Origin of the sequence: Janthinobacterium sp. SUN176, from assembly GCF_030587335.1 — a bacterium.
Lineage (GTDB): Bacteria > Pseudomonadota > Gammaproteobacteria > Burkholderiales > Burkholderiaceae_D > Janthinobacterium > Janthinobacterium kumbetense.
Map to the genome: position 1 here is coordinate 1 of NZ_JAPWIA010000001.1, position 19,586 is coordinate 19,586.

At 64.2% G+C, this 19,586-nt stretch carries 18 protein-coding genes; 6 read left to right on the top strand and 12 right to left on the bottom strand.

All coding sequences use genetic code 11. From position 1 onward, the window contains the following. The 10 genes from O3299_RS00005 to O3299_RS00050 form a co-directional block, all read right to left on the bottom strand. On the bottom strand, positions 1-901 hold a 901-nt coding region (locus O3299_RS00005; protein WP_305061213.1), incomplete at its 3' end, for a protein-glutamate O-methyltransferase CheR. Further along, positions 898-1,353 carry a chemotaxis protein CheW gene (locus tag O3299_RS00010; RefSeq protein ID WP_099665020.1) on the bottom strand — a complete coding sequence of 152 codons (456 nt, stop codon included), beginning with the start codon at positions 1,351-1,353 and terminating at the stop codon, positions 898-900. The genes O3299_RS00010 and O3299_RS00005, both read right to left, overlap by 4 nt. A gap of 4 nt (positions 1,354-1,357) precedes the next feature. Continuing rightward, on the bottom strand, positions 1,358-3,169 hold the full coding sequence (locus tag O3299_RS00015) for a methyl-accepting chemotaxis protein (protein ID WP_305061214.1): 1,812 nt from the start codon (positions 3,167-3,169) through the stop codon (positions 1,358-1,360). A gap of 187 nt (positions 3,170-3,356) precedes the next feature. Then, the gene (locus tag O3299_RS00020) at positions 3,357-4,592 is read right to left on the bottom strand and encodes an argininosuccinate synthase (RefSeq protein ID WP_034759383.1); all 1,236 of its coding nucleotides are present in this window, start codon (positions 4,590-4,592) and stop codon (positions 3,357-3,359) included. 69 nt (positions 4,593-4,661) lie between these two features. Further along, positions 4,662-5,582: an ornithine carbamoyltransferase gene (argF, locus tag O3299_RS00025; RefSeq protein ID WP_077401165.1), complete on the bottom strand. Its 921-nt coding sequence runs from the start codon at positions 5,580-5,582 to the stop codon at positions 4,662-4,664. Positions 5,583-5,867: 285 nt separating this feature from the next. Then, positions 5,868-8,717, bottom strand: coding sequence for an ATP-binding protein (locus O3299_RS00030; protein WP_251350943.1), 2,850 nt, complete (start codon positions 8,715-8,717; stop codon positions 5,868-5,870). 240 nt (positions 8,718-8,957) lie between these two features. Beyond that, on the bottom strand, positions 8,958-9,374 hold the full coding sequence (locus tag O3299_RS00035) for a hypothetical protein (protein ID WP_305061215.1): 417 nt from the start codon (positions 9,372-9,374) through the stop codon (positions 8,958-8,960). Between the two features lie 282 nt (positions 9,375-9,656). Then, positions 9,657-10,562, bottom strand: a complete 906-nt coding sequence (gene rsgA, locus O3299_RS00040; protein ID WP_099665016.1) for a ribosome small subunit-dependent GTPase A — start codon at positions 10,560-10,562, stop codon at positions 9,657-9,659. Further along, positions 10,559-10,924 carry a 4a-hydroxytetrahydrobiopterin dehydratase gene (locus O3299_RS00045; RefSeq protein ID WP_305061216.1) on the bottom strand — a complete coding sequence of 122 codons (366 nt, stop codon included), beginning with the start codon at positions 10,922-10,924 and terminating at the stop codon, positions 10,559-10,561. Before O3299_RS00045 ends, rsgA begins: the two co-directional genes overlap by 4 nt. Next, positions 10,921-12,201 carry a M48 family metallopeptidase gene (locus O3299_RS00050; RefSeq protein WP_305061217.1) on the bottom strand — a complete coding sequence of 427 codons (1,281 nt, stop codon included), beginning with the start codon at positions 12,199-12,201 and terminating at the stop codon, positions 10,921-10,923. The genes O3299_RS00045 and O3299_RS00050 overlap by 4 nt, the downstream gene beginning before the upstream one ends. Before the next feature lie 56 nt (positions 12,202-12,257). On the opposite strand from O3299_RS00050, the gene orn reads away from it, so the two are divergent. Next, positions 12,258-12,854, top strand: a complete 597-nt coding sequence (gene orn / locus O3299_RS00055; RefSeq protein ID WP_289899341.1) for an oligoribonuclease — start codon at positions 12,258-12,260, stop codon at positions 12,852-12,854. A 138-nt stretch (positions 12,855-12,992) separates the two neighbouring features. On the opposite strand, the gene O3299_RS00060 is transcribed toward orn, so the two are convergent. Beyond that, positions 12,993-13,331, bottom strand: a complete 339-nt coding sequence (locus tag O3299_RS00060) for a hypothetical protein (protein WP_305061218.1) — start codon at positions 13,329-13,331, stop codon at positions 12,993-12,995. Next, positions 13,328-14,272 (bottom strand): transcriptional regulator GcvA, encoded by a 945-nt coding sequence (gcvA, locus tag O3299_RS00065; RefSeq protein ID WP_099665012.1) that lies wholly within the window; start codon positions 14,270-14,272, stop codon positions 13,328-13,330. Before gcvA ends, O3299_RS00060 begins: the two co-directional genes overlap by 4 nt. A 303-nt stretch (positions 14,273-14,575) precedes the next feature. On the opposite strand from gcvA, the gene O3299_RS00070 reads away from it, so the two are divergent. From O3299_RS00070 to O3299_RS00090, 5 genes are all read left to right on the top strand, one after another. Continuing rightward, entirely contained in the window at positions 14,576-15,475 is a 900-nt protein-coding gene (locus tag O3299_RS00070) for a DMT family transporter (RefSeq protein ID WP_305061219.1), read from the top strand. Positions 15,476-15,700: 225 nt separating this feature from the next. Continuing rightward, complete coding sequence (locus O3299_RS00075) at positions 15,701-16,798, top strand: hemin-degrading factor (RefSeq protein ID WP_305062931.1); 1,098 nt, start codon at positions 15,701-15,703, stop codon at positions 16,796-16,798. Next, the gene (locus O3299_RS00080; protein ID WP_099665009.1) at positions 16,786-17,724 is read left to right on the top strand and encodes a hemin ABC transporter substrate-binding protein; all 939 of its coding nucleotides are present in this window, start codon (positions 16,786-16,788) and stop codon (positions 17,722-17,724) included. Before O3299_RS00075 ends, O3299_RS00080 begins: the two co-directional genes overlap by 13 nt. Then, a complete protein-coding gene (locus tag O3299_RS00085) occupies positions 17,721-18,773 on the top strand; it encodes an iron ABC transporter permease (RefSeq protein WP_305061220.1) in 1,053 nt (350 codons plus the stop codon). The genes O3299_RS00080 and O3299_RS00085 overlap by 4 nt, the downstream gene beginning before the upstream one ends. Positions 18,774-18,783: 10 nt before the next feature. After that, on the top strand, positions 18,784-19,572 hold the full coding sequence (locus O3299_RS00090) for an ATP-binding cassette domain-containing protein (protein WP_305053575.1): 789 nt from the start codon (positions 18,784-18,786) through the stop codon (positions 19,570-19,572). The last annotated feature ends 14 nt before the right edge of the window (positions 19,573-19,586 follow it).

Genomic DNA, 19,586 nt, shown 5'->3' on the forward strand with positions numbered 1-19,586 from the left:
CGGACACGGGGCGCGTGCGCGGCGCTGTCGCGGCGGCAGGGGCGGCGGCAGCGGCCGCGCGCCTTGGCGCGGGCGGCACGCTGCGCAGGGGGCGCGCGGCCGGCAGCGGCGCCACTTGCACGGGGCTGGCCGGCGCCGCCGTTTCCTTCTTCAGGGCGAAGGCCTGGCGGAACTGCAGCGGCGCAAAGCCGTTCTGGCAGAACGACGGCACTTCCGCATAGCCGGCCAACAGCATGCCGTCGTCGGCCAGCAGGGCGGACAGGTTGTGGATGGCCGCGCGCGTCGTCGGCTTGTCGAAGTAAATCAAGAGGTTGCGGCAGAAGATGACGTCGTAATGGCGGCTGTAGGTGGCGGTGTCGAATTGCAGCAGATTGCCCTGCTTGAAGGTGACTTGTTCGCGCAAGGAGTCGATGATGCGGTAGGCGTCGTCGGCCACGTGCGTGAAATAGCGCTCGCGGAAGGCCACGTCCTGCGCGCGGAAGGCATTGCGGCCGTACACGCCGGCCTGCGCCCGCTCGATGCAGCCGGGGCTCAGGTCATACGCGTCGATGCTGAACGCCTGTTTCGGCACGCCGCCGTCGCGCAGCGCCATGGCCATCGAATACGGTTCCTCGCCGCCCGCGCACGGGATCGACAGGATGCGCGTGGCGCGCCCCCGCGCCCAGCGTTCCTGCACCAGTTCGACGGTGGCGTAGAACGCCTGCGGGTCGCGGAACAGCCACGATTCCGGCACCACCACCAGCTCGATCAATTGCGTCATTTCGGCTGGCGTGAGCGCTTGCAGGTAGGCTTCGCTATCGCTGAAGCCCGTTTGCTCCATGCGCTGGCCGACGGCCCGTTCGGCCACGGCTTTGGAGACGGACAGGCCGGTCGCGCGGCGCAGCAGGGCTTGTGCCGTCATGCCGCGCCCGCGTCTTGAAACAGCAGCGCGCGCACGTCCGGCGGCAGCAGGTGTTCGAGTTCCACCAGCTGCACGATGCCGTCGGCATCGCTGGCCACCTGGCCCAGGAAGGGCGCCGTGGCCACGCCGCTATCCTCGAGCTTGTCCGCCGCGATGTCGGCGATGCCGCGCACTTGCGTGGCCAGCAAGCCCAGCGCATGCGTGGCGCCGCCAGGCGCGCGGTAGTCGACGATGACGATGCGCGTGTCGAATTGCGCGGCGGCGGCCGGCAGCCCGGCCAGGCGCGACAGGTCGATCACGGGCACGGGCGTGCCGTGCAAGTCCATCAGGCCGGCCACGTAGTCTGGCGTGAGCGGCAACTGTTTCAGCTCCAGCAGCGGCAGAACGCGCACGATGCCGGCCAGGGGCAGGCCATAGCGGTCGCGTCCGATGTGAAAGAGCAGCACTTTCATGGGATCAGATGGTGACGGCGAAGGTCGACACGCTCGACTGCAGGTCGCCCGCCGCATATTGCAGCTGGTGCACCGCTTCGCTGGTGGCCTTCAGCGATTCCACCGTCTGCTGCGTGGCGTCGTTGAGCTGCATCATGGTGTCGGAAATTTGCGACGCGCCGATCGCCTGCGACTGCATGCCTTGCAGCACGGCATCAAATTGCGGCGTGAGTTTTTGCACCTGGTCCATCACGGACGACAATTGTTCCGCCACTTGCCGCACTTCGCCCACGCTGCGGCGAATTTCTTCCGAGAATTTATCCATGCCCATCACGCTGGCGGACACGGCCGACTGCATTTCCTTGAGCATTTGCTCGATATCCCAGGTGGAGACGGACGTCTGGTCGGCCAGGCGGCGGATTTCCGTCGCCACGACGGAAAAGCCGCGGCCCGCTTCGCCCGCTTTTTCCGCCTCGATGGCGGCGTTCAGCGACAGGATGTTGGTCTGGTCGGCTACTTTCGTGATGGTGATCAGTACGCTATTGATATTGCTGGCTTTTTCCGACAGGGCCGCCAGCTTGGCGTTGATGGAATCGGTGGCCGAGACCATGTGCTGCATGGTCGAATCCATGCGCTTGAGGTTGTTTTGCGCTTCGGCCGTGGCATTCGTCGTGTAGTCGGCCACGGCGGTGGCGTCTTCCATGGTTTTCAGCAACTGGCTCGTGTTGGCCGAGATTTCCTTGGTGGTGCTGAGAATTTCCACGCTGGTTTGCGCTTGCTCAATACCCGTGGCTTCCTGCTGGCGCGCCGAGGCGGCGATTTCCGTGGCGGAGGTCGTCACCTGGATGCCGGCCTTTTGCACATTGTTGAGCAGGCTGCGCAGGTTTTCGAACATCTTCGCCAGGCCGTTGCCCAGCTGGCCGATGGCGTCGTTGCCCGTGATGCCGACCTTGCCCGTCAGGTCGCCCGAGGCCGCCTTCGACACCACTTCCAGCAGGGAATCGACCTTGGCGCGCAGGCTATTCGTGGCGGCCAGTTCATTGGCCTGGTTGTCCTGGATGGTTTGCGCCATGCGGTTGAACTCTTCCGTCACCTTGCCCAGCTCGTCGCGCGAAATGATGGCGGCGCGTGCGCCTTGCTCGCCGCCGGCGATGCGCCCGACGGCGTCCGTCAGGCTGTTCAACGGGCCGAGGATGGCCTTGGCCAGGACGAAGGATATGCCCAGCGCCAGCACCACGCACAGCACGCCGCCCAGCGCCAGGGTCAGCAGCATGGTTTCCTGCAGGCGACTTGACGTGGCCGTGCGCTCGGCCAGCAAGCGGTTTTCTTCGGCGGCGGCTTCGTCGAGCAGTTTGTTGGCCTGCACGATGCCGGGCGAGCCCGCCGGCGGAAGCAGGCGCGCCACCGTTTCCGTGGCGCCCGGCGCATTGCCCAGCGCGCGGCGTTTCTCGATCAGGGGGGTGATCCACTCCTTGACCCAGGTGCTGCTCAGCTGGTCGATCTTGCGGAAGCGTTCCGACTGTATCTTGTTGTCCACCGTCATGCTGATGGCTTTTTGCGTGTGCTGGCTCAGCACCCCTGTTTCATCGGTTTCCGGCGTCAGCGAGGCTTCGTTGCCGGTCAGAATGAAGCCGCGCGCCTCCACCTGGATTTGCAGGATGGAATTGTGAATCTTGTCGATCTCGACCAGCACTTCCATCGTGTGCCTGTCCCAGGCATTGGCTTCCGACAGCCGCGAAAAGCTGTTGTAGGCCACGCCCAGCAGGATCAGGATGATGGCCACGATGGAGCCGAAGCCCAGGTACAGTTTATTCTTGATACTCAGGTCTTTGAACATGGGAAGGCTCCGGAAGCGGGAAGGTCAGCACAATTGCACTGTAGCATTTTGCCATGAGGACAGCAAAATGGGGGCGATCTGGGGACGCGCGGGGCGGTAAATCGCTGCCGAGTGCGTTTCAAACGTAAAAAAGCCGCCCGGAGGCGGCTTTTGGCGGGCGCGGGAGGTAGTGCCTCCCAGTAACTAATTACTTCTGGCCGCGCTTTTCGCGGGCGATGGCGGCGATGCGCATGCGCAAGGCGTTCAGCTTGATGAAGCCGCCGGCGTCGGCCTGGTTGTAGGCGCCGCCGTCTTCGTCGAAGGTGGCGATGTTCATGTCGAACAGCGAATCCGTCTTCGAATCGCGCGACACGACGATCACATTGCCCTTGTACAGCTTGATGCGTACCCAGCCGTTCACGGTTTCCTGCGTGTGGTCGATCAGGGTTTGCAGGGCAACGCGCTCGGGCGCCCACCAGTAGCCGTTGTAGATCATCGATGCGTAGCGCGGCATCAGGTCATCTTTCAGATGGGCAACTTCGCGGTCCAGCGTGATCGATTCGATGGCGCGGTGGGCTTTCAGCATGATAGTGCCGCCCGGGGTTTCATAGCAGCCGCGCGATTTCATGCCGACGTAGCGGTTTTCCACCAGGTCCAGGCGTCCCACGCCATGCTTGCCGCCAACTTTGTTCAGTTCGGCCAGCACGGTGGCAGGCGACATGCGCACGCCGTTGATGGCGACGATATCGCCTTTTTCGTATTCGATGTCCAGGTATTCCGCTTCGTCCGGCGCTTTTTCAGGGCTGACGGTCCAGCGCCACATGGTTTCTTCCGCTTCGGCGCTCGGGTTTTCCAGGTGGCGGCCTTCAAAGCTGATGTGCAGCAAGTTGGCATCCATCGAGTACGGCGCGCCGCCGTTCTTGTGCTTCATGTCGATTTCGATGCCGGCGTCTTCCGCGTACTTCAGCAGTTTTTCGCGCGACAGCAGATCCCACTCGCGCCATGGGGCGATGATTTTCACGCCTGGCTTCAGCGCGTAGGCGCCCAGCTCGAAGCGCACCTGGTCGTTGCCCTTGCCGGTCGCGCCGTGCGAGATGGCGTCGGCGCCCGTGGCGTTGGCGATTTCGATCAGGCGCTTGGCGATCAGCGGACGGGCGATCGAGGTGCCCAGCAGGTATTCGCCTTCATACACGGTGTTGGCGCGGAACATCGGGAAGACGAAATCGCGCACGAATTCTTCGCGGACATCTTCGATATGGATGTTTTCCGGCTTGATGCCGAACTTGATGGCCTTGGCACGCGCCGGTTCCAGTTCTTCGCCCTGGCCCAGGTCGGCCGTGAAGGTGACGATTTCGCACTGGTAGTTATCTTGCAGCCATTTCAGGATGACGGAGGTGTCGAGTCCGCCGGAATAGGCCAGGACTACTTTTTTAATGTCGCTCATATTGCTTCCAGTTGTCGTTGTCGATGTATGTATTGCGATGCTGCCAGGAGTTATGCAGTGCCTGGCGAATTAGTTGATTTTACCGAGTAACAGGTATTCGATCAGCGCTTTTTGCACGTGCAAGCGGTTTTCCGCCTCGTCCCACACCACCGATTGCGGGCCGTCGATCACTTCGGCGGCCACTTCCTCGCCGCGGTGGGCGGGCAGGCAGTGCATGAACAGGGCGTCGGGCGCGGCGCGGGCCATCTTCGCGCCATCGACGATCCAGCCGTCGAAGGCGGCGATGCGGGCCGCGTTTTCCGCTTCGTAACCCATGCTGGTCCACACGTCCGTGTTGACCAGGTGCGCGCCTTCGCAGGCGTCCGATGGATTGGCGAAGAAGGTGTAGCGCTCGGTCTTGACTTGCGCCAGGTCAATGTCGTAACCCTTCGGCGTCGACACGTTCACATGGAAGCCGAACACTTCGGCCGCTTGCAGCCACGAGTACAGCATGTTGTTGGCGTCGCCGATCCAGGCGACCACCTTGCCGGCGATCGAGCCGCGGTGTTCGATGTAGGTGAAGATGTCGGCAAAGACCTGGCACGGGTGGTGTTCATTGGTCAGGCCATTGATCACCGGCACGCGCGAATTGGCGGCGAAGCGCTCGATGATTTCCTGGCCGAACGTGCGCACCATGATGATGTCGCACATGCGCGACATGACCTGGCCCGCGTCTTCCACCGGCTCGCCGCGGCCCAGCTGGGAATCGCGCGTGTTCAGGTAGATGGCGGCGCCGCCCAGCTGGTGCATGCCCGCTTCGAACGACAGGCGCGTGCGGGTCGAGTTCTTTTCAAAGACCATCACCAGGGTGCGGTCGATCAGTGGATGGTAGATTTCGTAGTTCTTGAACTTGCGCTTGATCAGATGGGCGCGTTCGATCACATATTCGTACTCTTCCAACGTGAAATCGGAGAACTGGAGGTAGTGCTTGATCGGTTTTTTTGTCGACATAATGACCACTTGAAGATGCGCAGGCCGCCGGCGGCGTGCCTTTCCCGCCGGGTTGCATCAGCGTACAACATCTCGTCTGATGACTGCCTCGCCCGGCGCGCTGCTGTGTTGATCGGTGCCAGCGCGACGCCTGTCGCGCGGTACGATGCGGTTTGCCAAGTTGAAAATAATGCAATGGCAAGTACTTCAGCCGTTCAATTATAAGGGTTTTGCTTTTAGATTGGAAAGACTGCCCGGGCGCGTACTTGTATAGGCAAGCCTGCGCCCGGGCAACGGGGCGGTGGATTAATAGATGCTGGCGGGCGCGGCGCCGTCCAGCTGGGGCGCCACCAGCGGCAAGTCCAGGGTGAAGCGCGTGCCGGCGGGGCTGCTGGCCACCTGGATGGTGCCGCCCAGCAGGGCCGTGACGATGTTGTAGCTGATCGACAAACCCAGGCCGCTGCCGCCCTGGCCCAGCTTGGTAGTAAAGAAGGGGTCGAAGATGCGCGACAAATGCTGTTCCGCGATGCCGCCGCCATTGTCTTCGAAGACGATCCGCACGCGCGTCGCGTCCGCCGTGGCGGACAGGCGCATGCAGCCCGTGCCGACGCCGCCATCGTTGGGCGCGGGGGCGAAGGCGTGCAGCAGGGCATTGTTGATCAGATTGGTGATCACCTGGCCGAACGGGCCGGGATAGCTGTCCATGGCGATGCCGAAGGCTATTTCCATTTCGATGCGGTGGCCCGAACTGCGGATGCGGTTCATGACGGTGGCGATGATTTCATTGCTGACTTGTTGCAAGTCAAAGCGGCGCCGCTGCTCGGTGGTGCGGTCGACGGCCACCTGCTTGAAGCTGTTGACCAGGTCGGCCGCGCTGCGCAGGCCGCGCATCACCAGAGCCGACGCCTTGCCCGCATCGTCGATGAAGGCGGCCAGGTCCGAGCGGCGCAGGCCGGGACCGTTCATCAGGCGTTCCACGTCTTCCGTCTTTTGCTGCATGGTGCTGGCGATCAACAGACTATTGCCGATCGGGGTATTCAGTTCATGCGCCACGCCGGCCATCAGCGAACCGAGGGCGGCCAGTTTTTCCTGCGATACCAGTTGCGCCTGGGCATCTTGCAATTGCCGGTAGGCGCTGGCGTTGTCGAGCGCGATGGCGCCATACGCGCACAGGGTGCGGAAGATCAGCCGCTCGCGTTCGCCATATGCGTTGGCGTGGCAAGCCTGCACCGTCATCACGCCGAGCACGCGCTCGCCCACCATCAGCGGCACGTACAGCACGCTCTGGTTATGCAGCGTGCCGGGCACCGTGTAGGCGTGGCGGCGCGGCGGCACCTGGTCGATATACACTTCGCGTCGGCCCAGCAGGCAGCGCACGGAGTAGGCGCGTGGATTGCTCAGTGGAATGGCGTTGTCGGACAGGGGCCGGCCCGCTTCCATGCCATGCGCGCGGCGCAGCGCCGTGCCTGCGGCGTCGAGCATGTAGACGGCGAAGGTGTTGACTGGCAGCAAGGCATGCACGTGGCGGTCGAGCACTTGGAACACGGCGCTGGCGTCGAGGTGGGTGGTGATTTCCTGGCCGATGGCCGACAGCCGTTCCAGGGTGTCGCTGGTCTGTTGCAGCACTTCGGCGCGGCGCGCTTCGGAAGCGGCCAGTTCGCGGTGGTGATAGCCTTCCGAGCGCGCATGTTCCGTCTGGTGGTAGACCTGCATGGCGGTGGCGCGGTTGCTCGCTTGCTGGGTATGGCTTTTTTCGCGCGCCATGCCCGCATCGAGGGCGATATCGTAGGCGCGCGCATAATCGCCCGCATGCGCGTATTCGCGCGCCAGCGCATCGAGCAGTTCGCCGGGCGGCGAATAGCCGTCGATCGAGGCGGCTACCTGCAGCGCCTGGTGCAGGAAATGCAGGGCGGGATTGCGTTCCAGCATGTCTGCGGGCGGCGGCAACTCATGGCGCGCATGCAACATCGACAAGACGCGCAGCGCCGCCACCTGGTGCATGGCGTCGCCCTGCGCGGTGGCCAGCTGGCAAGCCCGCTCGGCCGCCTGCAGCGCCTCGTCCGGGCGGTCCAGGTAGGATAGCGCGTGGGCGCTGCCGCGCTGGGCCATGCTGCGGAAATCGGCCTGGCCCAGCGCTTCGGCGCGCTGCGCCAGCCGGCTGAAGGCGTCGAGCGCCGTGTCGTAGTCGCCCTTGTCCAGGCTCAGTTCGCCCAGGTGGAACAGGGCGTTGGCATAGGTGCGCGCGCCAGCCACGGGCGCCAGGATGAGCAGCGCCTGGCGCAGCAAGTCTTCGGCCGCGGCCAGGCGGCCCAGCTTGCGCATGGTTTCGGCCGTATGCGTCTGGCAAGCGCCGATGCTGCGCGGCCAGCCGGTGGGGCGCGCCAGATCCAGTGCGCACTGCATCCACTCCAGGGCCGATTCGTTGTCGTTGAGGCTGGCGAAACAGTCGCCGATATTGATGGCGGCCGTGATGGCGCCGCGCAGCTGGCCGCTTTCCAGCGCCGCCTCGTAGCTTTGCATGTAGTGGCCGGCGGCCGTGCCCAGGTCGCGCGAGGTGTGCGCCAGCAAGCCGCGGAAGTCATGCACCCAGGCGGCCAGCGGCGCGGGCAGCTTGCCGCTGGCGCTGTCGGCCTGGAAATGGCTGCCCCAGCGCGCCTGTGCGGCTGGCGCATCGCGCAGCACGGCCCAGCGCGCCGCGGCCGCGTCGGCCAGGCTGGCGCGCATCGTATCGCCGGCGCTGCGCGCCTGCTCGGCAGCGGCCAGCAGTTCGGCATCGCAGCGGGCATGGTCGCCCCGGTCGACGGCAATCGAGGACAGCAGCCAGTGCGCGTCGGCGCAGGCTGCGCCGTCGCCGTGCGCGCACAGGATGGCGTGCGCCGCCATGGCCAGGCTTTCCGCCGTATCGAGCGCACCTTGCAGCCAGGCCACTTCCGCCTGCACCAGTTGCAGGCGCGCCTGCGCGATGGCCAGGGCGTGGGCCGGCAGCTGGGCCTGGGGCAGCAAGGCTGCCGCTTCGGCCGCATGGTGCAGCGCCTGGGCACAGTTGCGCTGGCGCAAATGCCATGCCAGCAGCATCAGCAAGGGCAGGCGCTCCAGGGCGCGCAATGGCCGCAGTGTATCTTCCCACTGTGCAATGTCATGTTCGAGTGCGAACATTTCCATCCGAAATCTCCCGCAAGGCGATGGTGTTGGCCAGCGGCCAGTGACACCTTATTGGATCGCATTGTAAGCTGCATCGGATGCAGTTGTTTGGTCGACTCGACAGTATTTTTTTACGCGTGCCCTTTCAGGCTGCGCAAAGCAGGCGGGGCGTGCACCAGCCCCTGCCGGCTGATGCACGTGGACAGCCTGGCACGGCTTGCCGCCCGTTTGCCGTGCTGTGCCGTGCCGCCTGTGCTAGCGGCCGGCGAAGTGCACGGTGCTGGCCGTTTCGCCAGCCTTGGCGACGGCGCCCGGAATATTGTTCAGCCCGGTAATGGCGATGACGTCGCCATCGTTGCGAAATTCCATGTGGGTGCCGCTGGCCGTTTCAAAGACGCCCGGTGCGCGGCCGAACAGCTCCACTTCGGGCTGTCCCTTGATTTGCGTGAAATAGCGGTTGACTTGCTGGCGCAGCAGCAAGGTCTCGCCCGTGTCGAGCTGGTAGCTGTTGCCGTACTGGCTGAATTCCTGCGGGGCCAGTTTATACACCTTGCCGGAAACCTGGACCTTGTCCTGTTCGCCGATTTCCAGCGCACTGGCGCTGAGGCAAGACAGGCCGAGGACGAGGGCGGCGCTACCGAGGGCGAGGGTACGCGAGAACGATGCTTTCATGATTTCACCTTGTGATCGAGATGCTGGTTGGAGTTAGACCAATGTTGTCTCCAGCAGGTTCGCTGGCGGGGACAATGCCAAGGTAGCAAGCGGAGGGATGCCATGCCAGCGCAAAGCGATGAAACGCCGGAATCCGGCGCTGAAACGCGAAATCAGGCGACGGATGGTTTTGGAATGAATGGGAGAAAGCAGGCTCTGCGGCAGAATTTAATTCTGTTTAATTTGTGGTGGTGAACTTTTTATCGGTTTGGCGTCCGCCTCGACGACGGGCGCCAGACGCGATCAATACAGCGTTTGCGCCGATTCGTGCAGCAGCTGGCCATACAGGGTATGGCGCATCTTGGCGATCTTGCCTTCAGACAATGCTTGCAGGATGGCGCATTGCGGTTCGATCAGGTGGCGGCAGTTATAGAACTTGCAACCGCCCAGGTAGGGCTGGAATTCGCGGAAGGCCCGCTCCAGCATGCCCTCGGACAAGTGATACAGGCCGAATTCCTGGAAGCCGGGCGAATCGATGATGGAACTGTTTGCGCCCAGCTCGTCGAGCTTGTACAGGCGCGTAAAGGTCGTCGTGTGCTTGCCCGTGTCGAGCGCGGCCGAGATTTCGCGCACGGCGATGTCCGCGTCCGGCACCAGCAGGTTGATCAATGACGACTTGCCCATGCCCGACTGGCCGATGAGGATGGACGACTGCCCCGCCAGCAGGGGCGCCAGGGTGGCCACCGCGTGCTCGGGTTCGGCGCGCGCCGACACTTCATCGACGGGATAGCCCATCGATGAATACGGCAGCAGGCGTTCGCGGGCGCGCTCCAGCGAAGCGGTCACGTCCGTCTTGTTGAGGATGATGCGCGCCTCGATGCCGGCCGCGTCGGCCGCCACCAGCGAGCGCGAGATCAGGTCGTCGGCAAAGCCCGGTTCCGTCGCCACGACGATGAACAGCTGCGTCAGGTTGGCGGCCAGCAACTTCGATTTGTACTGGTCCGAGCGGTACAGCAGGGTCTTGCGTTCCTCGATGCGGTCGATGACGGCCTGGTCGTTGGAGGTGCGCGTCAGGTGCACGATGTCGCCCACGGCCACATTGGTTTTCTTGCCGCGCGTTACGCATTGCAGCTTGGCGCCGTCCACGTCGGCCAGGTAATGGCGGCCGTGGGCGGCGATGATGATGCCCGTCAACTTGCCTTCGCTCATGGGGCCACCTGGCTGCTCTGGTAGATGAGGTCGGCCTTGGCGGCGCAGATGAAGTCGTTTTCGGACAGGCCGCCGGCGCCATGGTTGACCGAGTGCGTGTCGTAGCGCACGGCGCAGGTTTTGTAAGTAATGATGAGCTCCGGATGGTGGTCTTGCGTATGGGTCATATAGGCCAGGGCGTTCACGAACGCCAGGGTCTGGTAGTAATTCTTGAAGCCGAAGTCGCGGCACAGCTTGCCATTTTGCAAGTTCCATTGCGGCAGCAGGGCGTGCAGGGTGGCAATGTCCGTGTCGCCCAGCGCCTGCTGGCGCGGCGTGCAGGACAGTTGGGACAGGTCTTGCGAAGTCGATGGCGTATTCATGTCGTAGCCCCTTTCAGGTGGCGGATGCGCACGCTGGCCGGCGGGTGGCTATCGTAGAAGGCCGAGTGCAGCGGGTCGGGCGTCAGGGTCGACGCATTGTCTTCATACATTTTGACGAGCGCCGAGACCAGGTCGTCCGCCTGCGTGTGCGTGGCGGCAAAGGCGTCCGCTTCGAATTCATGCTTGCGCGAGCTGAGCGAGGTCAAGGGGCCCAGCAGGAAGGTGAAGACGGGCAAGGCCAGCATGAACAGCAGCAGCGCCAGCGCATCCGTCGGCTGGCCCGTCAGCGCCAGGGCGACCGGGTCGACGCCCAGGCCCGCGTAAAACCATGGCTGCGTCTTCAGGAAGCCCAGCAGCGCCAAAAAGCCCAGCGAGATGACGAACATCATGGCGATGCGCTTGACGATGTGCTTGAGCTTGAAGTGGCCCAGTTCATGCGCCAGCACGGCTTCGATTTCCTGCGGCGCCAGGCGCGACAGCAAGGTGTCGAAGAAAACGATGCGCTTGTTGGCGCCAAAGCCCGAGAAATACGCATTGCCATGGGCGCTGCGCTTCGAGCCATCCATGACGAACAAGCCTTTCGAGGCGAAGCCGACGCGCTGCATCAAGCCTTCGATGCGGCTTTTCAGCGCTTCGTCGGCCAGCGGCGTGAATTTGTTGAACAGGGGGGCGATGACGGTGGGAAACAGCACCATCATCAGCAACTGGAAGCCGCTCCAGACGAACCACGCGTACAGCCACCACAGGCCGCCCGACTTGGCCATCAGGGTCAGCACGACCCAGATCAGCGGCAGGCCGATGACGGCGCCCAGGCCCACGCCCTTGAGCATGTCCGTGAAGAACAGCTTGCGCGCCATGGTGTTGAAGCCGAAACGTTGTTCCAGCACAAACTGGCGGTAATAATCGAAGGGCAGGTCGATCAGGCCGGAAATGGCGGCAAAGGCGGCGATCAGGCCGATCTGGTACAGCATGGGCGAGCCCGAGCCCATCCATTCATTCAGGTGCAGCGCCAGCCATTGCAAGCCGCCCAGCAAGGTAAAACCGATCAGCACGGCATAGTTGACCAGCAGGGTCAGCAAACCGAACTTGGTCTTCGCCACCGTGTAGTCGGCCGCCTTCTGGTGCGCGGCCAGCGGGATATTTTCCGCAAATTCGGCGGGCACGGCGGCGCGGTGGGCCAGCACGTGGCGAATCTGCCGCGAAGCGAGCCAGAAGCGCACGGCCAGGGTCAAAACGAGGACGGATACAAACAAAATCGAAAACGCGAGTGAATACATTCTGTGCCTGTGAGAAAATGGCTGATTATTTAGTTTGATTAGGCCAAGAGAGAATTATGTCACAAGCGACCGACTTAACTGCATCCACCCCCGCACCGATTGTTCCGGCACGTCCCAATGAGATGAATCTGGTCTGGGTCGATATGGAAATGACGGGCCTGGAGCCCGATACCGACCGCATCATCGAGGTGGCGGTGGTGGTGACGGACATGCACTTGAACCTGCTGGCCGAAGGCCCCGTGTTTGTGATTCATCAATCGGATGAAACCCTGAACAAGATGGATGCCTGGAACAAGGGCACGCACGGCCGCTCGGGCCTGATCGACAAGGTCAAGGCGTCGACCGTGACGGAAGCGCAGGCGGAAGCGGAATTGATCGCGTTCCTGAAAAAATACGTGCCAGCTGGCAAGTCGCCCATGTGCGGCAACACCATCGGCCAGGACCGCCGCTTCATGGTGCGCGGCATGCCGAAGCTGGAAGCGTTCTTCCACTATCGCAATGTTGACGTATCGACATTGAAAGAGCTGTGCAAGCGCTGGAAGCCGGAAATCGCCACCGGTTTCAAGAAGCACCAGAAGCACACGGCACTGGCCGATATCCTCGAGTCGATCGAAGAGCTGAAGTACTACCGCGAACACTTCATCAAGCTGTAATGTGATGACGCCTCGCAAAACCTACTGCGCGTCGGTATAGGCGGCCTGCGATGCTCACCGTACTTGAGTACGGTTGCGCTTCTCAGCCACCTCTCCCTTCCGCTCGCTACGGTTTTGCGAGGCGTCGCGAAGGATCTGTTACATCGTATCCAAGTCAAAGGTGGACCAAGCGCCATCCTCGCCTTGCCACTGCAGCGCAAACGGTCCCGTTTGCCGCAATCCCGTGATCCACACTGTCTCGCCAGGTTCGCGGAAATAGGCCGCGCACAGGCCGAACGGCTGCTCCAGCCGGCACAGCACCAATCCTTCGCCCGCCACGGCGCACCATTGCTCATTGATGTCGATCAAGGCCACGGCCGGGTCGCCATAGAACTCGCCCAGGCTGGCTTGCCGGCCATCGGCCGCCGTCACCTTGGCGTGTTCATATTCATGCTGGACAATAAATCGGGCGCTGCGCGCCAGTTCCCTGCTCGTCATGCTGTCTCCACGGTGGGCCAGACGGTTTCCTGGTCGGCGCGCGCCTCGGCGATCAGCCATTCGCAGAAGGCGTGCACGAGGGGCCGCGTTTCCGCCTGGGGCGAGCGCAGCAGGTAATAGCAGTGGGGGCCGCGCACGGCGTGCTCGAACACGCGCACCAGGCGGCCCGAGCGCAAATCGTCGCCGATCAGGGGGCTGGCGGCGATGGCCACGCCCTGGCCGCTGGCGGCCGCGTCCAGGCATAAATATGTGTGCGAAAAGCGCGCGCCGCTGTTGCCGCTATTGCCGCTGTAATGCACGCCGCAGCTGTGCAGCCAGCGCGTCCAGTCGATTTCGCCGGGCAGGTGCACTTCCGGTTCGTCGTGCAGCAGCGGGTAGCGCAGCAGGTCGGCGGGCTGGCGCAGGCTGGCCGCGTTGGCGCGGAAATCGGGGCTGCAGACGGCGGAAAACCATTCTTCCATCAATAAATCCACTTTCAGGCCCGGATAGCGGCCCGGTCCCAGGCGGATGGCCACGTCCACGCCATCGCGCGCCAGGTCGACCGGGTGCATCGAGGCCAGCACACGCAGCTCGATCTGCGGATAGCGGTCGCGCAGGCGGCCCAGGCGCGGCATCAGCCAGCGCGAGACGAGCGAACTGGTGGCCGTCACCGTCACCACCTTGTCGTCGCCCTGGCGCCGCGCCTGCTCGGAGACGTCGGCCAGCTGGTTGAGGATCGGCCCCAGCGAAGCCGCATAGCGCTGCCCGGCGCTGGTGAGCACCACGCCGCGCGGCATGCGCTGGAACAGCACGATGCCCAGCCACGCTTCCAGCTGTTTTACGTGGTGGCCGATGGCGCCGGCCGAGACGTGCAATTCTTCGCCTGCGCGCTGGAAGCCTTCATGGCGGGCGGCCGCCTCGAAGGCGTGCAGGGCGGCGAGCGGGGGCAAGGGACGTGACATGGCACTCTTCAAATGAATTGAGCCTCAGTAATATTCGGCCTATCCGTGAAGAATATTGGTTTGTTTCATTTTGCGCAAGCGAATATGATGCCGTCACTGCGTGAAGTGACCCACAATAGGATTCACGCATGAACATCTTCCGGCCTTGCTTGGCATTAATATTTACAACGCCTGGGAAAACCGTCGCGAGCGGCAGTGATTTGTGGCTGAGAAGCGCAACCGTACTTCAGTACGGTGAGCATCGCAGGCCGCAAAGCGCGACGCGCAGCAGGTTTGCCCTGGCGTACTCAAAGAGGTTTAGTCATGTCTGATCGCCGCGCTGTTGCGCTGGTGTTGCTGTCGGCCGCCGGTTTCGGCAGTTCCGCAGTGTTTGCCAAGGCGGCGTATGCGTCCGGGGTCAACCCGTCGACCATGCTGGCCTTGCGTTTCGTTATCGCCGCCATGCTGTTGCTGCCGCTCGTGTGGCTGGGTGGCTGGCGCTTGCCGCGCGGCCGCCTGCTGGCCGGCTACATGCTGATGGGCTTGATGTACACGGCCCAGTCGCAAGGTTATTTCAATGCCCTCATGTATGCCAGCAGCGGCCTGTGCGGCATGTTGCTGTATGTGTATCCCGTGCTCGTGACGATCCTGGCGCTGGCGCTGGGCTGGGAAAAGCTGGACCGCCGCATGCTGGTGCTGATGGCGCTGGCGATTGCCGGCATGGCCATCACCCTGGGCGGCAAGCTGCAGGGCCAGCCCATCGGCATCGCCCTGGCCTTGATGGCCGCCGGCGTGTACGCCGTGTACATTCTGTTTGGTAACAGCCTGTCGAAAAGCCGCGAGAATATTCACCCATTGGCCGCTTGCGTGGTGATCCTGGGCACGGCAGGCCTGTCGAACAGTGCGATTGCCTTGTGGCAAGGCGTGTCCTTGCCGGGCACGACGACGGGCTGGCTGGCCGTCAGCGCCATCGCCCTGTTCTCGACGGCCATCGCGATTGCCGCCTTCTTTGCCGGCGTGGCGCAAATCGGCGCGGCCAAGGCATCCATCATTTCCACGTTCGAACCCGTCATCACGATGGCGTTCGGCGTGACCCTGCTGAAGGAATCCGTCAGCGGCACGCAATTGCTGGGCGGCGCCATGGTCCTGGCCGCCGTGGTATTGCTGGCGCAGCGCCCGACGGCGAAACCGGCATCCATGCCGGCGGTACAGGCCAGCGCCTGAGTTCAACGCTGACATTTTCTCAACACTGATCAGTTGTATCGATCGGTCTCCTTTGCGCTGCGACGGGTTTCCTGTCGCGGCGCTTTTTTTTTTGCGCGTAATTTTTTCACATAAATAAGCCTTGATTGCGAATGATTCTCATTTATAATTAACTTCAAGATTCCCCCACCACCAGCCAGCCCATGCCAGCCAGTGTTCGCCTTGAAAGGAGACACCGTGACGAGCATGCCCCCTATTTGCAACACCGAGCTGGTCGCCAGCGAATTTGCCCGCCTGCGCCGCGAGAAGAAAGCCCGCCACCGCGACATCGCCGAGGAACTGGCCATTTCCGAAGGCGAGTTGATCGCCGCGCATGCCGGCTTGTCGCTGGCCGATGGCGCCTTGCTGGGCGCCGAGCGCCTGCAGGCCGACTGGCCCGCCATCATCGCCGCGCTGGAACCGCTGGGCGAAGTCATGGCGCTGACGCGCAACGCTTCGTGCGTGCATGAAAAGACGGGTGTCTATCGAAAAGCCAGTCACAACAACCACGTGGGCCTGGTGCTTGGTGGCGACATCGACTTGCGCGTGTTTTACCGCCAGTGGGCGCATGGCTTTGCCGTGCGCGAAGTGAGCGAAAAAGGGGGCGGGAAGGAAGTGCAGCGCAGCCTGCAATTTTTCGATGCTGCCGGCCATGCCGTGCACAAGATATTCATGAAGCCGCAAAGCGACCTGGCCGCCTATGACGCGCTGGTGGCGCATTTTGCCGACGCGGACCAGGCGGCCGGCATCGCCGTGACGGCGCCGGCTGCGCCGCCGGCCGAACTGCCCGACGCGCAGATCGACGTGGCCGGCTTTCGCGCCGCCTGGGCCGATTTGCGCGACACGCATGAATTTTTCACCCTGCTGAAAAAATATTCGGTCTCGCGCCTGCAGGGCATGCGCCTGGCCGAGGCGCGCTTCGTGCAGCAGCTCGACAAATCCTGCGTGCTCGATCTGCTCAACAGCGCCGCCCTCGAAAAAGTCGCCATCATGGCCTTCGTCGGCAATGCCGGCATGATCCAGATCCATTCGGGGCCCGTGCACAAGATCGCCGTGATGGGGCCGTGGATCAATGTCCTCGATGCGCGCTTCAACCTGCATTTGCGCGAAGACCATATCGCCAGCGCCTGGGTGGTCAAAAAGCCTACCGTCGACGGGCTGGTGACGTCGGTGGAACTGTTCGACGCCAAGGGCGATACCATCGTCATGTTCTTCGGCGAACGCAAGCCGGGCGTGCATGAACTGTGTGAGTGGCGCAACGTCGTCGAGCGCGTGCTGCAGGAGGGCGAACTATGCGCCGCATGATCGCCGCCAGCGTGGCGCGCCGCATCGCGCTGAAAAAAATGGGGGCGGGAGCCCTGGCCCTGGCCGCGCCGATGCAGGTGCTGGCCGCCGTCAGCGACGCCGGCAAGCCGCTTGTCAAGGCGCGGCGCATCGTCAGCGTGGGCGGCGCTCTGACGGAAATCGTCTACGCGCTCGAGGCGCAGGGCGAACTGGTGGGCGTCGATACCACCTCGCTGTATCCGGCCGTGGCGCAGCAGCTGCCGCAGGTCGGTTATGCGCGCACCTTGTCGGCCGAGGGCGTGCTGTCGCTGGCGCCCACACAGCTGATCGCCACCGAGGAGGCGGGGCCGCAAACGGTGCTGCGCCAAGTGCGCGACGCGGGCGTGCCGGTGGCGGTACTGAACGCGAATAACAGATTCGAAGGCTTGCTCGAACGGGTAAAACAGGTGGGCCAGATCACGGGACGCGCCGACCCCGCCGCGCGCCTGGCGCAAGCCTTGCAACAGCAGTGGGACGGCGCCCTGGGCAAGGTGCGCCAGCGCAGCCAATCACCGGCACAATCAGCGGTGCGCGTGCTGTTCATCCTCGCCCATGCGCCGAACCAGGTAATGGTGGGCGGGCGCGAGACGGGCGCCGACGCCATGCTCGCGTATGCGGGTGCCGTCAACGTGATGGGCGGGCAGGGCGGCTTTGCCGGCTACAAGCCGCTCACGCCGGAAGCCGTGATCGCCGCGCGGCCCGACCTGGTGCTCGTCACGGACCAGGGCTTGAAGGCCTCGGGCGGCGTGGACGGCATCTTGAAACTGCCAGGGCTGGCGCAGACGCCGGCCGGGCGCAAGCACCGCATCGTCTCGCTGGAAGCCATGCTGCTGCTGGGCTTTGGCCCGCGTATGCCGCAGGCGCTGGCCGAACTCGATGCCGCGTTTGCCAAAGCCATGGCCGCATGAACGTGGCCTCCCTGGCGTCCGTCGCTCCCTGGCGCTGGCCGCGCTGGGGCGCTGGCGGGCTGCTGGCCGCCGCCCTGGCGTGCGGCTTGCTCATCGCCGTGCAGGCGGGCGCCGTGCCGGTGGCGCTGGCCGACTGGCTCGCGCCTTTGCAGGCTGGCGGCGAGCCGCTGTCCGGCGGCGCGTATGTGCTGTGGCATATCCGCCTGCCGCGCGCCCTGTTTGCCATCCTGATCGGCGCCGCGCTGGCGCTGGCCGGCGGCTTGACGCAAGGGTTGTTCCGCAATCCGCTGGCCGATCCGGGCCTGCTGGGCGTGAGCAGCGGCGCCGCCTGCGCGGGCGCGGCCACCATCGTCTTTGCCGCCAGCCTGCACGTGGGGCCCGAGCTGCGCGTGTGGCTGCTGCCGGCCGCCGCGTTTGCCGGCGCCATGCTCATTTGCGTGCTGCTCGACCGGGTCGCCCGCTGGGCCACGCCCGGCTCCATCGTCGGCCTGCTGCTGACGGGCGTGGCGCTGAACGCCATCACGGTGGCCGTCATGGGCCTGTGCATCTACCTGGCCAGCGACGACCAATTGCGCACCCTGACTTTCTGGACATTGGGATCGCTGTCGGCCGGCAGCTGGCGCCAGGTAGCGGCCTTGCTGGTGGTGCTGGCCGGCGCGCTGTGGGCCACGCACTTCCTGATGCGCTCATTGAATGCGCTGGCGCTGGGCGAGGCGCAGGCGCTGCACGTGGGCATCGACGTGGGCCGGCTGCGCACGCAGGTGATCGTGCTGGTGGCCGTGCTGACGGGTTTTGCCGTCGCCTGGTGCGGCGGCATCGGCTTCATCGGCCTGATCGCGCCGCACCTGGTGCGCACCTGGCTGGGCGCTGACCAGCGCAAGGTATTGCCGCTGGCGATGCTGATGGGGGGCTTGCTGCTGCTGTTGGCCGACACCCTGGCGCGCACGGTGGCCATTCCGGCGGAAGTCCCCATCGGCATTTTTACGGCCTTGCTGGGCGGGCCATTTTTCCTGATGCTGTTGCGGCGCTTCCGCCACGGCACCGCCTGAAAGGATGCGCATGACGCCCCTGCTGGAACTCTCCTTCGCCACCACGCAACTGGGCCAGCAGTATTTCGGCCCCTTCAATCTGCAGGTAGCGCCGGGCGAGCGCATCGCCATCCTCGGCCCCAGCGGCGCGGGCAAGTCGACCCTGCTCAAACTGATGGCGCGCGAACTGCCTCCGCAGGCGGGCCAGGTGGCGTTCGCGGGCCGGCCGCTGGCGCAGTGGCCGCTGGCCGAACTGGCCCGGCGACGCGCCGTCCTGCCGCAAGGTTCGAACGTGGCCTTCGGACTGCAGTGCGAGCTGGTGATCGGCCTGGGGCGGGTGGCGCGCCTGGTCGACCCGCAATTGGAACAGATCGTGCAGGACGCGGCCGCCCTGGCGCACGCCGCGCATTTGCTGGGCCGCCGCCTGGACACCCTGTCCGGCGGCGAACAGGCGCGGGTACAGCTGGCGCGCATCTTCGCGCAGATGTGGGACGTACACGATGGCTTGATACTCGTCGACGAACCACTGGCGGCGCTCGATCCCGGCCTGCAGTTCGATTTGCTCGACAGCCTGCAGCAGTTTTGCGCCGCGCGCGGCCACGCCGTCGTCGCTATCCTGCACGACATCAATCACGCCTTGCTGGGCTTCGAGCGCCTGCTGCTGGTGCGTTCGGGCCAGCTGGTCGCCGACATCGCCAGCGATGCCGGCGCCGTGCCCGCCCTGGCGGCGCTGTACGGCATTGCCCTGACGACGGCGACCAGCAGCGATGGCGACGTGTGCGTCATCCCTGCCAGAAGCGCCGTGCGCAGGGCCGCCTGACCGACTCACTCACT

Coding starts and splice junctions, on each gene's coding strand:
- O3299_RS00010 (WP_099665020.1), bottom strand. CDS start 1,353: ATGAAAGTGCTGCTCTTTCACATCGGACGCGACCGCTATGGCCTGCCC.
- O3299_RS00015 (WP_305061214.1), bottom strand. CDS start 3,169: ATGTTCAAAGACCTGAGTATCAAGAATAAACTGTACCTGGGCTTCGGC.
- O3299_RS00020 (WP_034759383.1), bottom strand. CDS start 4,592: ATGAGCGACATTAAAAAAGTAGTCCTGGCCTATTCCGGCGGACTCGAC.
- argF (WP_077401165.1), bottom strand. CDS start 5,582: ATGTCGACAAAAAAACCGATCAAGCACTACCTCCAGTTCTCCGATTTC.
- O3299_RS00030 (WP_251350943.1), bottom strand. CDS start 8,717: ATGTTCGCACTCGAACATGACATTGCACAGTGGGAAGATACACTGCGG.
- O3299_RS00035 (WP_305061215.1), bottom strand. CDS start 9,374: ATGAAAGCATCGTTCTCGCGTACCCTCGCCCTCGGTAGCGCCGCCCTC.
- rsgA (WP_099665016.1), bottom strand. CDS start 10,562: ATGAGCGAAGGCAAGTTGACGGGCATCATCATCGCCGCCCACGGCCGC.
- O3299_RS00045 (WP_305061216.1), bottom strand. CDS start 10,924: ATGAATACGCCATCGACTTCGCAAGACCTGTCCCAACTGTCCTGCACG.
- O3299_RS00050 (WP_305061217.1), bottom strand. CDS start 12,201: ATGTATTCACTCGCGTTTTCGATTTTGTTTGTATCCGTCCTCGTTTTG.
- orn (WP_289899341.1), top strand. CDS start 12,258: ATGTCACAAGCGACCGACTTAACTGCATCCACCCCCGCACCGATTGTT.
- O3299_RS00060 (WP_305061218.1), bottom strand. CDS start 13,331: ATGACGAGCAGGGAACTGGCGCGCAGCGCCCGATTTATTGTCCAGCAT.
- gcvA (WP_099665012.1), bottom strand. CDS start 14,272: ATGTCACGTCCCTTGCCCCCGCTCGCCGCCCTGCACGCCTTCGAGGCG.
- O3299_RS00070 (WP_305061219.1), top strand. CDS start 14,576: ATGTCTGATCGCCGCGCTGTTGCGCTGGTGTTGCTGTCGGCCGCCGGT.
- O3299_RS00075 (WP_305062931.1), top strand. CDS start 15,701: ATGCCCCCTATTTGCAACACCGAGCTGGTCGCCAGCGAATTTGCCCGC.
- O3299_RS00080 (WP_099665009.1), top strand. CDS start 16,786: ATGCGCCGCATGATCGCCGCCAGCGTGGCGCGCCGCATCGCGCTGAAA.
- O3299_RS00085 (WP_305061220.1), top strand. CDS start 17,721: ATGAACGTGGCCTCCCTGGCGTCCGTCGCTCCCTGGCGCTGGCCGCGC.
- O3299_RS00090 (WP_305053575.1), top strand. CDS start 18,784: ATGACGCCCCTGCTGGAACTCTCCTTCGCCACCACGCAACTGGGCCAG.